Annotated in this window: 12 protein-coding genes; 2 read left to right on the forward strand and 10 right to left on the reverse strand. The window is 38.6% G+C overall.

What is annotated here, in order from left to right:
* The 6 genes from PVK63_RS05450 to PVK63_RS05475 form a co-directional block, all read right to left on the reverse strand.
* On the reverse strand, positions 1 to 1,761 hold the full coding sequence (locus PVK63_RS05450; protein ID WP_274439992.1) for an IucA/IucC family protein: 1,761 nt from the start codon (positions 1,759 to 1,761) through the stop codon (positions 1 to 3).
* A complete protein-coding gene (locus PVK63_RS05455; protein ID WP_274449244.1) occupies positions 1,761 to 2,672 on the reverse strand; it encodes a GNAT family N-acetyltransferase in 912 nt (303 codons plus the stop codon). Before PVK63_RS05455 ends, PVK63_RS05450 begins: the two co-directional genes overlap by 1 nt.
* Positions 2,665 to 4,440, reverse strand: coding sequence for an IucA/IucC family protein (locus PVK63_RS05460; protein WP_274439993.1), 1,776 nt, complete (start codon positions 4,438 to 4,440; stop codon positions 2,665 to 2,667). The genes PVK63_RS05455 and PVK63_RS05460 overlap by 8 nt, the downstream gene beginning before the upstream one ends.
* Before the next feature lie 180 nt (positions 4,441 to 4,620).
* Complete coding sequence (fhuB, locus tag PVK63_RS05465; RefSeq protein ID WP_274439994.1) at positions 4,621 to 6,618, reverse strand: Fe(3+)-hydroxamate ABC transporter permease FhuB; 1,998 nt, start codon at positions 6,616 to 6,618, stop codon at positions 4,621 to 4,623.
* Between the two features lie 17 nt (positions 6,619 to 6,635).
* Entirely contained in the window at positions 6,636 to 7,526 is an 891-nt protein-coding gene (locus PVK63_RS05470) for an iron-siderophore ABC transporter substrate-binding protein (RefSeq protein WP_274439995.1), read from the reverse strand.
* A gap of 40 nt (positions 7,527 to 7,566) precedes the next feature.
* Positions 7,567 to 8,334: an ABC transporter ATP-binding protein gene (locus PVK63_RS05475; RefSeq protein WP_130046716.1), complete on the reverse strand. Its 768-nt coding sequence runs from the start codon at positions 8,332 to 8,334 to the stop codon at positions 7,567 to 7,569.
* 134 nt (positions 8,335 to 8,468) lie between these two features.
* Between PVK63_RS05475 and PVK63_RS05480 the strand changes: the two genes are divergently transcribed.
* Complete coding sequence (locus PVK63_RS05480) at positions 8,469 to 9,686, forward strand: MFS transporter (protein ID WP_130046717.1); 1,218 nt, start codon at positions 8,469 to 8,471, stop codon at positions 9,684 to 9,686.
* Positions 9,687 to 9,688: 2 nt separating this feature from the next.
* On the opposite strand, the gene PVK63_RS05485 is transcribed toward PVK63_RS05480, so the two are convergent.
* A complete protein-coding gene (locus PVK63_RS05485) occupies positions 9,689 to 10,420 on the reverse strand; it encodes a siderophore ferric iron reductase (protein ID WP_274439996.1) in 732 nt (243 codons plus the stop codon).
* A gap of 304 nt (positions 10,421 to 10,724) precedes the next feature.
* Here PVK63_RS05485 and dbpA point away from each other — a divergent pair, with 304 nt between their 5' ends.
* On the forward strand, positions 10,725 to 12,113 hold the full coding sequence (gene dbpA, locus PVK63_RS05490) for an ATP-dependent RNA helicase DbpA (RefSeq protein ID WP_130086194.1): 1,389 nt from the start codon (positions 10,725 to 10,727) through the stop codon (positions 12,111 to 12,113).
* A 117-nt stretch (positions 12,114 to 12,230) separates the two neighbouring features.
* Here dbpA and emrD read toward each other — a convergent pair whose 3' ends face one another.
* The 3 genes from emrD to PVK63_RS05505 all read right to left on the reverse strand — a co-directional run bounded on the left by emrD (position 12,231) and on the right by PVK63_RS05505 (position 15,151).
* On the reverse strand, positions 12,231 to 13,433 hold the full coding sequence (gene emrD, locus PVK63_RS05495) for a multidrug efflux MFS transporter EmrD (protein WP_130043503.1): 1,203 nt from the start codon (positions 13,431 to 13,433) through the stop codon (positions 12,231 to 12,233).
* Between the two features lie 252 nt (positions 13,434 to 13,685).
* Entirely contained in the window at positions 13,686 to 14,252 is a 567-nt protein-coding gene (locus tag PVK63_RS05500; protein ID WP_274439997.1) for a GGDEF domain-containing protein, read from the reverse strand.
* A complete protein-coding gene (locus PVK63_RS05505; protein ID WP_274439999.1) occupies positions 14,252 to 15,151 on the reverse strand; it encodes a PDC sensor domain-containing protein in 900 nt (299 codons plus the stop codon). The genes PVK63_RS05500 and PVK63_RS05505 overlap by 1 nt, the downstream gene beginning before the upstream one ends.
* Between the last annotated feature and the right edge of the window lie 73 nt (positions 15,152 to 15,224).

A 15,224-nucleotide genomic window follows, 5' to 3' on the forward strand; every position in this document is an offset into this window, starting at 1 on the left:
TTATTTAATTAATGCCATATATAAGGGGTTATCTAATTGTTCATCCATATCTGGAAGCATACGAGATGCACTAGAATCCGTACTGTGCCTAAACTTAACGAGATTAAGTCCAATTCGTAATATTCTTGGTTTAAACAAATCTAAACGGTCAAACCTATCTTGATAGTCAGGATGCGCTTCCACATACGCGTTAATTCGTAATCCAAGTAATTGATAAAACTTCATTTCAGATAATCCTAGTGTTTCAACTAATGGTGAAATAAAACGAAGCACCGTAACAAAATGTCCAGTTTGTAAATCATGAATAATCAGATCTTCAGGTAAAGAGACGGTGACCTCTTTTATCAAAGAAGCCAACTCTTCTTGCTCTGGAATATCTCGGTCAATTAAACGCATATCGCCTTGAAAATCTTTTAATAAAATCCGTTTTGGTTGAGCATTTTCCATCACTAACGTCACATTTTGACCGTGAGCAATTAAAGAAACTCCGTATTTACAAAGCAAGTGGTAATAAGGAATGACTACTGCCTCAAAGAGCTTATTTAACCACTCTTCTATTGATAACCCTGAAGCGCTAATGTATTCAGAAATCAATGGTGTTCCTTCTTCATCCGACTCCATCAATGCCGCCATTAAAATTGCCGTTTCATTATGCGAAAGCTTAGATTGAGCGGATTCTCGCCATATCACACCAAGTAACTCATGGTAACGATATGGAGCATCAACCAATAACTTATAATCAGATTGAGCCACAAAACCAGCCGCAGGTTCTTGCAGTATTTCGGCTTGCTTACCAATAAACAACTCGTCTGACTTAAAGATGGAATCAAGCCAATCAGACGCCATTGGGCCAGCTAAAATATAGCGCCCAGGAATACCTCGATAACAAGAGGTATTCATAATCGTTAAAGGTAACTTAATGTCATAACTGCTTGGTCTTGTGATGTTACTCAATGTTCGAATTGACAACTGAGGCAGAAATTCATCACCAAACTCACCTAAATAAACCAGCATTTTCTCAGCCATTTCTCGGGCGAATAATATCGATAATTTTTGACGCCACTGCCAAGGGTGAACAGGGACATAAATATAATGACTAATACCCACATTAAATGACGAAAGTAATGCATCCATCTCATGCCGTTCAGTTTCATTAACAGCGGATTCGATTAACTGTTCCCACTCGACTTTATGATTTGTTGCTTTCTGTAAAATAGAGTGATGCACTGCAACCCAGCTTAATTGAAAAGCACGCTCAGATTCTGGCGCATATAATGCGAGATCATCACTCCCCCATCCTCTTCGTCCTTTATTAAAAGCAAATTTAGGATGCCCATCAAATAAAAGCTGTTGCTGCTCACACGACAAAAAAGCAAGTTCTTTCGCCGACATATTTGCTTTACGTAATGCAAGTTTGCAATCGCCAAGTAACGTAGCATTCAGGTCTTCAAAGTGCTCTGCTAATACATCATCATCGATACCAATTAAGCATTGAATATCACGCATAAATTGCGTTGCTGTTATCTCTGACGGACTCCCATTCGTTCTACGCTCTAATGACGTAGGAATGATTACAATTTGCCCCCAAATGTTGCGTTTACCAGAGAAGTAATACCCAACACCTTGAGAGAGAGTGAACGAAAACTCGTTATTATTTTCTTCAATTTTAAACGCTTGCTCATACGCTAATTCACTGATCAACTTTGCTACCATTTTCCGGTTTGCTATAGGCCAGTGAGCATGTAATGCTATTTGGTCCATCAGTATTGCTCCGTAAAAAAGGCTTTTCGTTCAAGCATCATTAATGCAGAGCGTTTGTGAGGAAAATTAAACTCGAAACACTTTTTATAGCCAACTTCTTGAATACGATTGAATAAACGCTGGTTATCCGCTCTTGGCTCTAAAACAATGCGTTCAGTTCTTACGTCATCCACAAATAAATAATGACTAATTGCCCTCATCCAACAGTTAAAATAATCTGGCCCTCGGAAAGCTTGCTCTCCGACTAAAAGATGGATACCACGATCATAAGGTTGAACATCATAATATGGACTTAATCTATCCTCACTAACCCAATAGGCTTCAACATAGCCAAAAGGTTCACCATTAAATTCACCAATTAACGGAATGATATGATCATCACTTAAACGTTCTTTAATAAACTCGGCAAGTTTTTCATAACTCCACGCTTGCTCCCAGAAATTTGCCACTCTAGGATCATTCATCCAAGCAGTAAAACGCTCAATGTCTTTGTCGAGATCGAACAACCTAAAGCTAATTTCCGCATTAATATTATGATCATAGCGTTGATATATCTTCCCTGTTGGCATTTCAGGACGAACAGGATGATGTCTATATTGCAACAATGATTGCACTTCTACCCAAGGAAATAGGGTAGAAGGCGTATGTAAATGCCATGGTCGCACTTGTTGATAAAAACCTTGGCGTGACAAACTATTCTTGTAAAGTGATGGTAACGATTGTGCTAGCAGATTCGGGACTTCTGACTCAATCATAAGCTCATTAATGGCTTTATTCGTACTGAATATATGATCAATTTCTTTTAGGCATTGAGTGATAAGCGATGCGTCCTCAACATCCTGTTTTGATAGTGTAATCGCAATTGTTGGATTAGCATTTAAGCTTAATAGTAACGTCCTGTAATTAAACATTCATAGCATCCTTTATATAAACCAATGGGTTAGGTAGATCAAAATAAATAACGGCAGGATCAAGAATTGAGTTCTCGTTCATGTTCTGTAAATAACAATAGAAATTGCCTTTACAACACAGAGCGTCACTGTCTAATACATAGTTTAAACATTGCTGATCTCTAACGCCTTTATCTCTCAAGACTTCTAATTGTTTACGCAGTTCTTTCACTAATGTCTTTTCACTGACATCACAATAAGCAGCGATAGAGGCAATAGTATTAAACGTAGAATTGATAATAAGGTAATAGGCAAAATAACGACGAACTTTGTCATGATTCCAATAGTTTTCAATATCTTGCTTAGTTTGATTTAATGCTTCAGGAAAACGTTCAAAAGCCAAGTCTGTATAGCCGGTTCCTTGGCAATCACGGTAGTACATACCAATTGGAAACCCTCTCTTTAATTGCATAACAATATTCTGCTGATGAGCTAAAAAGACAACACCATAATTTGCTTGAAGAGTAAATAATGGAACAACAGCATATTGGCAATACGCACTAAACCATTGTTGAGCAACTTGAGATAACGACAATGAACTTGAATCAGCGTAATCTTTGATTCTTTTAGCTAACAAACTCTCGCCACCATAAGGATTTTGCTGGGTGAGTGTTGCAAGAACAACAGCTTCTTCATCAGGTTTAAAGCTTAATGGGTTTTCTCGAAATGCCACAAGACTCTCATCTATCACCTTGTTATTCTTATCCATTAACCCAAGGTAGCTGGGCTCTTGTATTACTTGAAAACCTTGCTGATGACCTAACTCATTACTAATGTTTGTATCGGTGAACAATTGATTTAATCTGGTTCCTCTGATCACCTCTTTAAGTGATAGATTACGAATAGAATTCGTTAGTTTTACACTGAGTGAAAACTTCAACATATAAGGTAATGTCGGAGAATAAAGCGAGCGAGTTGATGATGTTGGGTACCATATTGCACCTAATGAGCCCAGTTCTCTTATTAACCCTGTCGTTAAATAACGTTGAATATCTTCTTTCTCTTGTAAGACTTTCCATTGCCATGGATGCACAGGAAATACACTTTCATTTTCATTCACAATTCCATTGCTCGCTAAAGTCAGCATCTGATCTGCAAAAACCAATTCATCCAATCGCTCTGCTGCGGTTTTCTCTCCTGAAGAGCCTGACATAAGAATAGAATGATTAACCGCTAACCAAAATAGAGGAAACTCACCTCCTAGCTCTGGGGAATACGTTTTGGCATCTTCAGCACTGAATTGCTCTCTGCTTTTCGGAGCAGGATGGAAAGAGTGACCAATCAATAGCCCTTGTTCTGCTTGTTGAAAATTAAGCGCCTCTGAAAATAGCCTCTCTGCATAAGGGCTTCTACTTATTCCGGTATAGGTATTTGTATAGCTCTCTATCACTCGCTCTAAAAAGATATTTCTTTGCTCTTCTGAGATAACCCCAACTAAGGTAGGTTGGTCTAAAACTCGACATAATATTTGTTCAAAACCGACAGTAACTGCTTCTTCTGTGTATAACACAGCAGGAAAACGATATTCATGTAAACCAACCGATGAGACATAGCTTAATGGAATTTGAATCTCACCCTCGTCACCCAGAGGGATCAAATAATAGGCCCCGTACTGATTTTCAACAATTCGGATTGCAGAACATTCTCTTGCTAAAGAATTAAGAAAACAGGCTGCAGGAACGTCATTACCGCCGTTTATTATGTAGTCTAATTGATCATTCGTTTTCATAACACTTCCATTGTTTTTAATTAACAGATGCGAATGCTAATGATTCTCATTAAAATGATCAACTACTTTTTATTAAATTTATAAAATATATGATTTTCTTGAACTCATACTTTATATTTATGTGACCTCATAGGTAACAATATAATAAATTACTTACTTATCAATAGTTAAAGTAGGGCATTACTTCCTCATTAAATATAAAAAGTACATTCCACCAAGTAAAGACGCTAATAAGCCTGCAGGGAATTGCCATGGGAACCATACTGTTCTGCCCACCCAATCGGCAACAATCATTAAACATCCGCCCAACAAGCAAGCCGTTAATAACTGGTGAGACGCTCGATATTGATGAAGAGAACGAGCCATGTGTGGTGCTAATAAGCCAATAAAACTGAGCGGGCCAATAACAATAGTACAAAGGGTCGTTACTGCAGCAACAAGAAGCAATAAACACACTCTTATCTTACGACAATGTAATCCGATACTGGCCGACGTTGTTTCACCTAAACCAATAATATCCAACCACCGATGACTGCTCATTGCGAGAATAAAAAATACCGTAACGCCTATAGCTAACAGATAGACGTCACTCATGTTAACTAAGTAGGTGGAACCAGAAAGCCATGTTAATAACGCCCTTACATTATCTTGGCCTGAAGACATAGCAATACGTAAAAAAGCATCCAGACCTGCACTCAAGGCAATTCCGGTTAAAAGCATTTGAGCAGGAGCAAAGTTTTGTTTGCGTCCCATCAACCAAATAATACCCGTGACGAATAATGCACCGGCAGTACCTAGTAGCATCTGTTCATGTCTTTCCGTTGCAATACCAAACATAGCGCCGAGTACCAGAGCCAACGCTGCTCCTGAGCTAATACCTAAAATTTCAGGGCTTGCCATTGGGTTGGTTGAGACTCGTTGAATAACGGCACCTGCAATAGCGAGTCCTACTCCAGCCAGAAAAGAAACAAGCACCCGAGGAACACGTAATTCCACTATCGATGGGTTTAGCGAAAGCAACCATCCAGTTTGTCCTTTACCAACAAACACTGCGATAATAAACAAAACAACAATCAGAACAAACAGAGGCAAGACCACCCTCTGTAAAGGCGTATATTTATAAGTGACTTGAGTGGTTTCTCGGGCTTTCATATCCGATTGAAATACTTTTCGATTTAGTAACCAAAGAAGAAATGGAGCACCCAATAACGCAGTCATTGCGCCCGTTGGTAATAACTCACCTCCAACACCTGAAAATGGTTGAATAATCAAATCAGCAAGCAATAACATCACGCTGCCAACCGTGCCACTGACGATGATCTGTGGTACTAACTTCCTCGCTCCACACATACGAGCAATCACAGGGGCAACAATCCCGACAAAGCCAATTAAACCGACTTCACTCACAACCGCAGCAGTCATAAATATCGCTAACGTCAGTGAAATGACTTTAATTTGCTTAATATTTACACCAATAGAAGCTGATACATTATCTCCTAATTGAAGGGCAGATAAGGGTCTTGATAGTAATAAAAGAGCAAGAACAGGGAGTATAATTAATGGAAGAAGTGTTTCCACACTTGACCAATCATTTTGATTCAATGTCCCAGCCCCCCAGACAAACACACTTGCTAATTGTTGCTCATTTAATAGTAATAACATGGTATTTAGTGAACCAAAAAACAAACTAATAACCATGCCAGACAGCACCATGTGAACCGGGGAAAAACCACGCTTAGCTGACAGTAAAAAGACCAGTCCTGTTGCAAAACCACCCCCTAAAAATGCAGGAATAAATCCATTAATCATGCTGTTTAAAGGTAAGAATAAGATCCCAAGAACCATGCCTAATTCAGCTCCTGCCGCAACACCAAGAGTGGTCGGGGATGCAATGGGGTTACGTAATACAAATTGCATCACACAACCAGCAACAGCAAGCGCAAAACCACACAACACAGCAATAATAAGACGAGAGAGGTACGTAAGATGTGTGATTAAATGCTGATAATTACTTGAATCATAATCAAACACCGTTTGCCACAATAAGCTCACCCCTTGAGAATAGGGCGCAGTCCATTGTAATAGCCCTAAAATAATCATGAGTAGTAATATCACAAGACCAATACGTATTTTGGCGGTTTGAAGCGGTAAAGTAGAGTGATGATTTGATGTCAACATAACGGCTATTTTCACAATTATTGAGTAAGTTGTTGAGCTATATTGTCACTAAAGCGTTGTGCTGAGATTAATCCACCAAATGTCCAAATAGCAGGAAGTTCATATACTGAATCGGTTCGAGAAAAAGTCATTGCTTGCCATAACGCAGATTGAGTTAATTGCTTCTTTTCTGTCTCTTTTAATGGACCGAAGATCAGTACGTTTGATTCCTGATGCTGTGCTAATGCTTCAAACCCTGCGGTTGTAAACCCCCACATATTCGTCGCTTCATGCCATTCGTTTACTAGTCCCATTTGACTGATCGTCGCTTGAGCTAATGAACCATCACTATGAACTCGTACGGTTTTATCATTAATAAAACGAATAAAAAGAAGAGGTTTATTATTTGGTTGAAGACGACGAATTTTATCACCATTCTCTTTTAATCTTTGATCTGTCTTTGCTATCACATCTTGGGCTTGTTGCTTTTTATTCAATAAATTACCAAGCTGAATCGTGATTTCTTTTGCTGAAACCAAAGGCGCTTTTTTATTACTGTAAACTGTGTAAACCAATGTAGGTGCAATCGCATTCAGTTTGCCGTATATCGGTGACATATGCTGGCTAATAAAAATAACGTCTGGTTTCAACTCTGTAATTAACTCTAAATTAGGCTCTCTTCTTGAGCCTACATCCATCACAGAATCATTCAATTCTGGTTTTTTTACCCATGATTGATAACCTTGTACATCTGCAACACCGATTGGATTTACGCCTAAACTCAATACCGTTTCTGTTAATGCCCAATCAAGGGCTATTACTTTTTTCGGTGGTTTGTCTAACTGGACCTGGCCTAGCTCATGTTTAATATCCATTGCTTGTGCTGATGAGATACAAACCATCATTATCAAACCAAACATCTTATTCATCTTTCTTCCTTGTCGTTTTTATTTAATCAATTACTGAGGTTTACGGGATATAGCTGATCGCTTGACCGGTTTCAGGATGAGAAAATAACGCTAATTCCATTCCATAAATTTGTTGTAATGTGTCTTTATTCATTAAGATCTCAGGCGCACCTTGAGCAATAACTTCACCTGAATGTAATGCGATGAGATGGTCACTGAACTTGGCCGCCATGTTGACATCATGTAATACCATAATGACCGTCAGTCCTAAGGTTTTATTTAATTCTCGAATTAACGTTAATAACTCATATTGATGAGCGACATCCAATGCTGAGGTTGGTTCATCAAGTAAAATACACTGACTTTGTTGAGCTAATAACATCGCAACCCAAGCTCTTTGACGCTCTCCACCTGATAATGTAGCGACAAAGCGATCACTAAATAGCGTTAAACCCACTTTTTCTATTGCCTCATCAACTAATTGATAATCTTGCTTACGGTATCGCCCAAATGCCCCTTTCCATGGATAACGACCAAAACAGACAAGTTCACGAACAGTAACACCATCAGTTATTGGTGGGTGCTGGGGAAGATAAGCAACATTAAGAGCAAATTCTTGATGGGATAAGAGATTAACGGCTTTATCATTAAACAGAACCTTCCCTGCCGTGGGGGGATTTTGACGACTAAGTAATTTAACTAATGTAGATTTCCCACACCCATTGTGCCCAAGTAACGTCGTCACTTTTCCTTTTGGAAAAAATAAATTAGTCGCATGGAGGATTTTCTTTCCGTCAATTTCAAACGACGCATCAACAAGTTGGTACATAAAGTAAGCTAATTATCCAGTCCGTAAGTAATGCGCAAAACTTTAACACAAAGAAATAGCAATGATAATTGTTTTTATTCTCATGAAATGAAGGTACGATACGTGAGATTCATAAATTCAAACAGGAAGTTCGAATGCCTTTCAACACCAGAATACACGATTCAAAAATTCAATTAACGATCATAGGGTTAATTGCTGCATTAATGGGAATTGGGCAAAATGGGTTATTAGTCTCTTTACCCTTCTTAGTAAACCGCTCAGCCTTCTCTCTTCCAACTTGGTCTATTGTTATTGCGATCGGTAGCTTTCTGTTCTTACCCGCTGCGCCATTTTGGGGAAGGTACAGTGATAAAAAAGGGCCTAAAAATGTCGTACTTCAGGCGCTATGCGGCATGAGTATCAGTTTCTTACTTTTACTTTCTTTTGCATTTTTAAGTGGTCAGCACCCAGAAGAAGCACACTATTGGTTAATTGGTTTAATACTAGCAAGAATAATTTATGGTTGTACCGTCGCAGGAATGGTTCCCGCAAGCCAGCACTGGGCGATTCTTATTTGTGGTGAAAACAACAGATTGAAAGCCATCACCTCTGTCAGTGTTGGACTTAGTCTAGGTCGTCTTCTTGGTCCTGTATTATCGATTGTTTTATTAAAGCTGGGACCTTTCTCCCCATTAGTTATGATGGTAATTTTTCCTTTTCTAGCTCTGCTAATCGCGACTTTCTTACCAAGCCCTGCAGTGATAGAGAAAACAATATCCACTACCGCCACTACGCCTTCTTTTATTCCAAATCTAAATTTGATGCCTTATTTACTAACTGGTTTATCTCTTTGTTTAACCATCGCATTATTGCAGTACAGTTTCTATCCATTAATTGAAAGTATTACTCACTGGAATACAGATAGAATAAGTGATGCAATAGGATTATTACTCACTATCAGTGCAGCAGTCACACTCACAACTCAAATTGCAATCGTTAAAAAGAAGAAGCTTCAATTGTTGGCCATGTACCAACTCGGATCTCTGTTATTACTGGCTGGTTTTCTTTGTTTTCTAATTGGCAATATTTGGACTACAGGTATCGCAATGGCAATCAGTGCGTGTGGGGCTGCTTTACTTGTACCAGCTTATACTTCAAAGGCCACGGCGATGAACCCTAACAACCCTGGAATTGTTGCCGGTTATATTTCTATGTCGCACACATTAGGGTATGGCATTGCTTCATTATTGGCTTATGCGTCTACACTCTCGCCTATTTATCCTATCTATATTTGTATCCTATTTTCTAGTGTAATTATGGCAATTGCTTTTATGAAACCTCAAATAGTAGAGATAATTGAAATGAAAAAATAGTGCTATAAGCCTTTGTTATCTGGATGACGCGGGCAGTCATCACACAACTTTCTGCCATTGCATTTATACACCAAACAACAACTGGTACGAACGAGTTTCAACTGGTTACTGACAAGATCCACCTTTAAGCTTGATAAATGCTTATTAGGTAGATTAAAAGCGTTTAACCATAACTCAGCCTGCGCCATTAAATATCCATTGGATAATTCCGGTTGAAGCATCTGTAGTTTAAGAATGCAATTTAATAAGCCATCAGCAAGTAAGTGATTCGTAAACCCCGGACGAATACGAGTCCAAGGAGAGATCTCTTCTCGGTATGAATCAAACAATCTCATTAATTGTGAAGCAGCAACGGGAACAATCTCTTCAGGTGAACCAAACGTCAATTCGGAATGATGAAATATAAATCCTGAAATAAAGTTGGATTGAACCAATTGGCTCATGTTTTGAATATCAGGAATGGCGTGAAGTTGATAAACAGAAATAAAACTAATATAGATTGGCTGCCAACAAAGTAAATCCCATGTTCGAGTTAGCCAATATGCATTACCGCCTTCTTCTGAATCTAGAGATAAACGCTCATAAAGCGCTTGAATAACGTTACTATTATCACGAGAAATATGGATACTATATTCATCATCCATAGTAGCTAGTGGTGAAAGTTGCCCAGATAAATAGGGAGTTATTTGTTTAGACAACGAAAAAAGCAACTCAAAGGCATCATTATTCGGCATAAAAACGGCACGTTGTCCTACAGTAAAAAGAGTAGTGAGAGTAACGAACCAAATTTGCAAATGCAAATAATTATCAATAACAACATCCTCGTTAACTCATTTTCAAACAAGTAAAATAACAAACATAATAGAACCACAATCTAGGATGTTCTTTTTCTCAAAATTAGAGAGAGGCAGATGCTTTACTTGCTGTTTTTTTAAACAGAAAAAGTGTGATCTTCCTTGCTTTTTAGGCCTCTTCTCTTTACTCTGCTTGCCATTAGGCAAATCTTATTTTGCTTCTACTTGTTTATAGGAAATCACCTTGAGCCAAACATCTTTCTCATCATTAGATCTGAACCCATCTCTTCTTCAAAACCTAGAAACTTTAGGCTACAACGAGATGACTCCAATTCAAGCTCAAAGCTTACCATTCATGCTGAAAGGGAAAGATGTCATTGCCCAAGGAAAAACGGGCTCAGGTAAAACAGCTGCGTTTGGTTTAGGCTTATTGGCTAACCTAGATGTAAAACGTTTTCGCGTTCAATCACTAGTATTGTGTCCAACACGTGAACTTGCTGACCAAGTTGCGGTAGAAATTCGTAAGCTTGCTCGCTCTATCCACAACATCAAAGTTCTAACGTTATGTGGTGGTGTTCCATTTGGTCCACAAATTGGCTCACTTGAGCACGGTGCACACATCATCGTTGGTACACCTGGTCGTGTTGAAGAGCACCTACGTAAAGGTTACTTAAACCTAGACAACCTAAATACATTTGTTCTTGATGAAGCTGACCGTATGTTAGAAATGGGCTTCCAAGACGCGATTGATATGGTATTGGATCACGCACCTGCTAAGCGTCAAAACTTACTGTTCAGTGCAACGTTCCCACCACAAATCAAATCAATTGCTGATCGCATCATGAACGATCCAATCATGGCAAAAGCAGAAGACAAAGTAGAAAATACCTCTATCGAGCAGCATTTCTACAAAGTAGATGATTTTGAAGATCGCCTACGTGCACTTCAAATTCTGCTTCTTAAACACCGTCCAGAATCAACCGTTATCTTCTGTAATACAAAACGTGTTACTCAAGAAGTAGCTGATGAATTACGTCACTTTGATTTCAGCGTAACCGCTCTTCATGGTGATTTAGAACAACGTGACCGTGATAAAGCGTTAGTTCGTTTTGCTAATAAGAGTACATCTATCCTAGTTGCTACTGATGTTGCAGCTCGTGGTCTTGATATCGAATCTCTAGATGCAGTGATCAACTTTGAATTATCTCGTGATCCTGAAGTGCATGTTCACCGTATTGGTCGTACTGGCCGTGCTGGTAATAAAGGCATCGCATTAAGCCTATTTAGCAACAAAGAAACCAATAACATTGCTCAAATCGAAGATTACATGAGCATCGAAATTAACGATGAAACAATGCCAAGTGAAGATTACCTAAATGAGCGTCCTCACTACCCAGAAATGGTAACGCTTTGGATTGATGGCGGTAAGAAAAACAAACTACGCCCTGGCGATATTCTTGGTGCATTAACTGGTAAAGACGGCGTTGACGGTAAAAAAGTAGGTAAAATCAACGTGTTTGATTTCCACGCTTACGTTGCCGTTCATAGCTCAATTGCTAAAGCAGCACTGGATAAGATCGCAACAGGTAAAATGAAAGGCCGTACATTCCGCGTAAGCCGTATGCGCGGTTAATAGCGAATACAAAACAAGTAACGTCAACTAATGTTATATATCGCTTAGTTGACGTCACATACAAAAAAGGCCGAGTAGATGATTTCTACTCGGCCTTTTTAATTGCTATAAGTTCTTTTACACCGCTAATGGCATTTCGCTTGATGGTGGAATTGAGTGCACTTTACGTAAACCATACACCGCAAGTAACGCCATTAAGAACATAATTAACCCTACTGGCATTTGGCTATTAGCTGGGATCATCGATGCCACCATTGTTGCTAAACCTGCGCCCAAGTTTTGCATGCCGCCCAGTAATGCACCGGCTGTTCCTGCGTGTTGCGGAAATGGTGATAGCGCCCCTGTTGTTGCTGCAGGAAATAAAATGCCCGCGCCTAAGAAGTACAATACGGCACCACCAATCAGAGTTGGCGCTGTAGTTAATCCCATAACACCAGGAACCAATACAATCGCCGCACCTAAAACAATAGACACAAGACCGACATCTAACGATTTCTTCTCAGACCAACGCTTTGCAATCACACTTGATAAACCAGCACCCGCTAAATAGCCAGGGATAGGTAAAATAAACAGAATACTTACTGTTGTTGCTGCTAATTTAAGTTTACCACCCAGTAATACCCCAGCCGCCGCTTCAAATACGGCAACCCCTGCAAATGTAGCAACCAAGCAAATCAAATAACCTTGAAAACGGTGCTCAGATAACACGTGACGGTAACTCTTCAATACTGGCTCTTTACGACGCACTTCTAATGGCAAAGTCTCTTTCATTGACGTTGTCATGATGATCAATACCGCAATACTGAACAAAGCCAAGAATAAATAGCTTGAACGCCAACCAAATGCTTCTGTTAAATAACCACCTAACACTGGAGCCAAAAGTGGTGAAAACATCATACACATACTAATGATACTGTTGGTTCTGTGTAGTTCATCACCAGAGAAGCAATCACGTGGAATAGTACGGCACATCACACCTGCAGCACCAATACCTAAACCTTGCACAAAACAGCCCGCTAAAAATAACGAATAATCATGAGCAAATAACGCTAGGATTGTGCCAGCAATATATAAAGTAAGACCTGATAAGATCACCACACGACGGCCAATACGATCAGAAATTGGGCCGTAGAAAAATTGTGATAAACCATAAGGGATCAAATACACAGCCATAACCGCTTGTAATGATGCAGGGCTTACTTTGAATTCACTTGCCATGTAGCCAATAGATGGCACATACATAGTTTGGCTCATTTGACCAACAGCAACTAAAATAACGATCAGGAAACTGAACGTCGCAAGTGAATACGACTTTTGCATGACTGCTCTCCGAAAAACAGCAAAGTATTAATAAGATATGTTAAGGGAATTAACGTTTGTTAATATTTAACAATAAAATTGATTAAGCTAACTATGAATATAGCCAAGCCTTTATAGGGCGAGATAATAAGGCGATTATATAAATCAGGCAATCTAATTTACGCCTATTTCAGGAGAGATTTTTTATACGCTTTGGATTAGTTTTTCTAATCCAAATTCGATAATTTTACTTTCATTCCGTTTGGGGTAATATCAATGTTCTGTCTCTATAACAGAAATAGACACTTGGTTTCGCCCTAGCCGTTTTGCTTCATATAAAGCTTCATCTGCTTTATTAAGCAATTTGCATGAATCAAATATCCTATTATTTACCTCTGTAACACCAATGCTACTGGTCACTTTTACAGATTGTTTATTAATACTAATTTCAATATTTCGTATCGTGTTTAATAGGCAATTAAGCCGTAACTCCGCATCTACTGCATTTGTATTGGCTAATAGCATCACAAACTCATCACCACCTAAACGGGCAAAGTGATCATCTGGTGTGCATACCGTCTCACAAGCTTGGCTAAATAAACGTAACACTTCATCACCAGTATCATGTCCATAGGTATCATTGATTTTCTTAAAGTAATCAATATCAAACAATGCAATGGAGAATACCTTTTTTCTTGAGTGATATTCTTCAATAAACCCACTCATTTTATTTTCAAAACAACGGCGATTACATGATCCCGTTAGTTCATCAAATAACGCTAATTTAGAATAGTGCTCGGCTTTGATATTTAATTTATGAAAATAAACCGCATTTTTCATCAAAAAAACAATAATGCTAAAATCAAAGAAAACACGGTAGCTATGGTGATATAAAGAGGGGTAAACCAATAATTTTTCGCTTTAGTAACCAAAATAATAAAAGGCAAATCAGACACTTTTTTAACAAAAACACCTTGATAAGCACCATTATACTTTTTGTTTGAATCAAACAACAACTCTTGATTATATTTCAACCCATTGATTTTTTGATAAGGAACATAATCAAAATCCATCATTTCACCGACAGGAAAATACCTAGGTACACTCGTTGCAAGCACCGTAAAATCACGGCTGAGTATCGTGATTGTTGATCCTTCCGATAAATGCGCGCTACGTAATGCTCTAGTAAAAAAGGTAAAGTCCGTTAACAGGCCAACAATACCGGCAAACGCCCCTTTCTTATCCGTAATTTTTACCCCTTGAACCACCACATTTCGATTAAGAATATCTTTAAAAGGTCCCGTAATTACTGATGTTATCTCTTCATTATTATTCTGTAATCGCTGACAATACTCTCGCGACGACAGATCAACCCCACCAATTGTTTTAGTTTTTAGTAATACGCACTCTTTATCTACCGCAAATACATGAATAGCATTCATTAAGGTTTGATAGTGCAACTCAAAAACTTCCGCTTGCTCCTGATAATGATTGTCAGAAAGGGCTAACTGAGCAAAGCCATCTTGAGTTAAATCTTTAGATAGTTGGGTTAATACAAAATTTGAATGGTTAAATGCCGTTTGAAGCCAAATCGAGACAAAATTTGCATTGAACTTTAATTCACTTTCAATAAGTCGACTTTGCTTTTGATGATTTTTCACTACATAAAAAACAGCACACGTTAAAGCGATACTCAACAATAACAATGAGCCACTCAAAATAATTCGTTTTACCCTCATTTTTCCCCAATACATTCATAGTAGTGATCAATAATGACACAGTACATGAATACATTTTGTATAAAAATAAATC

Origin of the sequence: Aliivibrio sp. S2TY2, assembly GCF_028765525.1 — a bacterium.
Taxonomy (GTDB): Bacteria; Pseudomonadota; Gammaproteobacteria; order Enterobacterales; family Vibrionaceae; genus Aliivibrio; species Aliivibrio finisterrensis_A.

What these genes read in the sequence shown, in the direction of transcription:
- PVK63_RS05480 (WP_130046717.1), top strand. Translation starts at nt 8,469, where the DNA reads ATGCCTTTCAACACCAGAATACACGATTCAAAAATTCAATTAACGATC.
- PVK63_RS05470 (WP_274439995.1), bottom strand. Translation starts at nt 7,526, where the DNA reads ATGAATAAGATGTTTGGTTTGATAATGATGGTTTGTATCTCATCAGCA.
- PVK63_RS05450 (WP_274439992.1), bottom strand. Translation starts at nt 1,761, where the DNA reads ATGGACCAAATAGCATTACATGCTCACTGGCCTATAGCAAACCGGAAA.
- fhuB (WP_274439994.1), bottom strand. Translation starts at nt 6,618, where the DNA reads ATGTTGACATCAAATCATCACTCTACTTTACCGCTTCAAACCGCCAAA.
- PVK63_RS05475 (WP_130046716.1), bottom strand. Translation starts at nt 8,334, where the DNA reads ATGTACCAACTTGTTGATGCGTCGTTTGAAATTGACGGAAAGAAAATC.
- PVK63_RS05500 (WP_274439997.1), bottom strand. Translation starts at nt 14,252, where the DNA reads ATGAAAAATGCGGTTTATTTTCATAAATTAAATATCAAAGCCGAGCAC.
- emrD (WP_130043503.1), bottom strand. Translation starts at nt 13,433, where the DNA reads ATGCAAAAGTCGTATTCACTTGCGACGTTCAGTTTCCTGATCGTTATT.
- PVK63_RS05455 (WP_274449244.1), bottom strand. Translation starts at nt 2,672, where the DNA reads ATGTTTAATTACAGGACGTTACTATTAAGCTTAAATGCTAATCCAACA.
- PVK63_RS05485 (WP_274439996.1), bottom strand. Translation starts at nt 10,420, where the DNA reads ATGCCGAATAATGATGCCTTTGAGTTGCTTTTTTCGTTGTCTAAACAA.
- PVK63_RS05460 (WP_274439993.1), bottom strand. Translation starts at nt 4,440, where the DNA reads ATGAAAACGAATGATCAATTAGACTACATAATAAACGGCGGTAATGAC.
- PVK63_RS05505 (WP_274439999.1), bottom strand. Translation starts at nt 15,151, where the DNA reads ATGAGGGTAAAACGAATTATTTTGAGTGGCTCATTGTTATTGTTGAGT.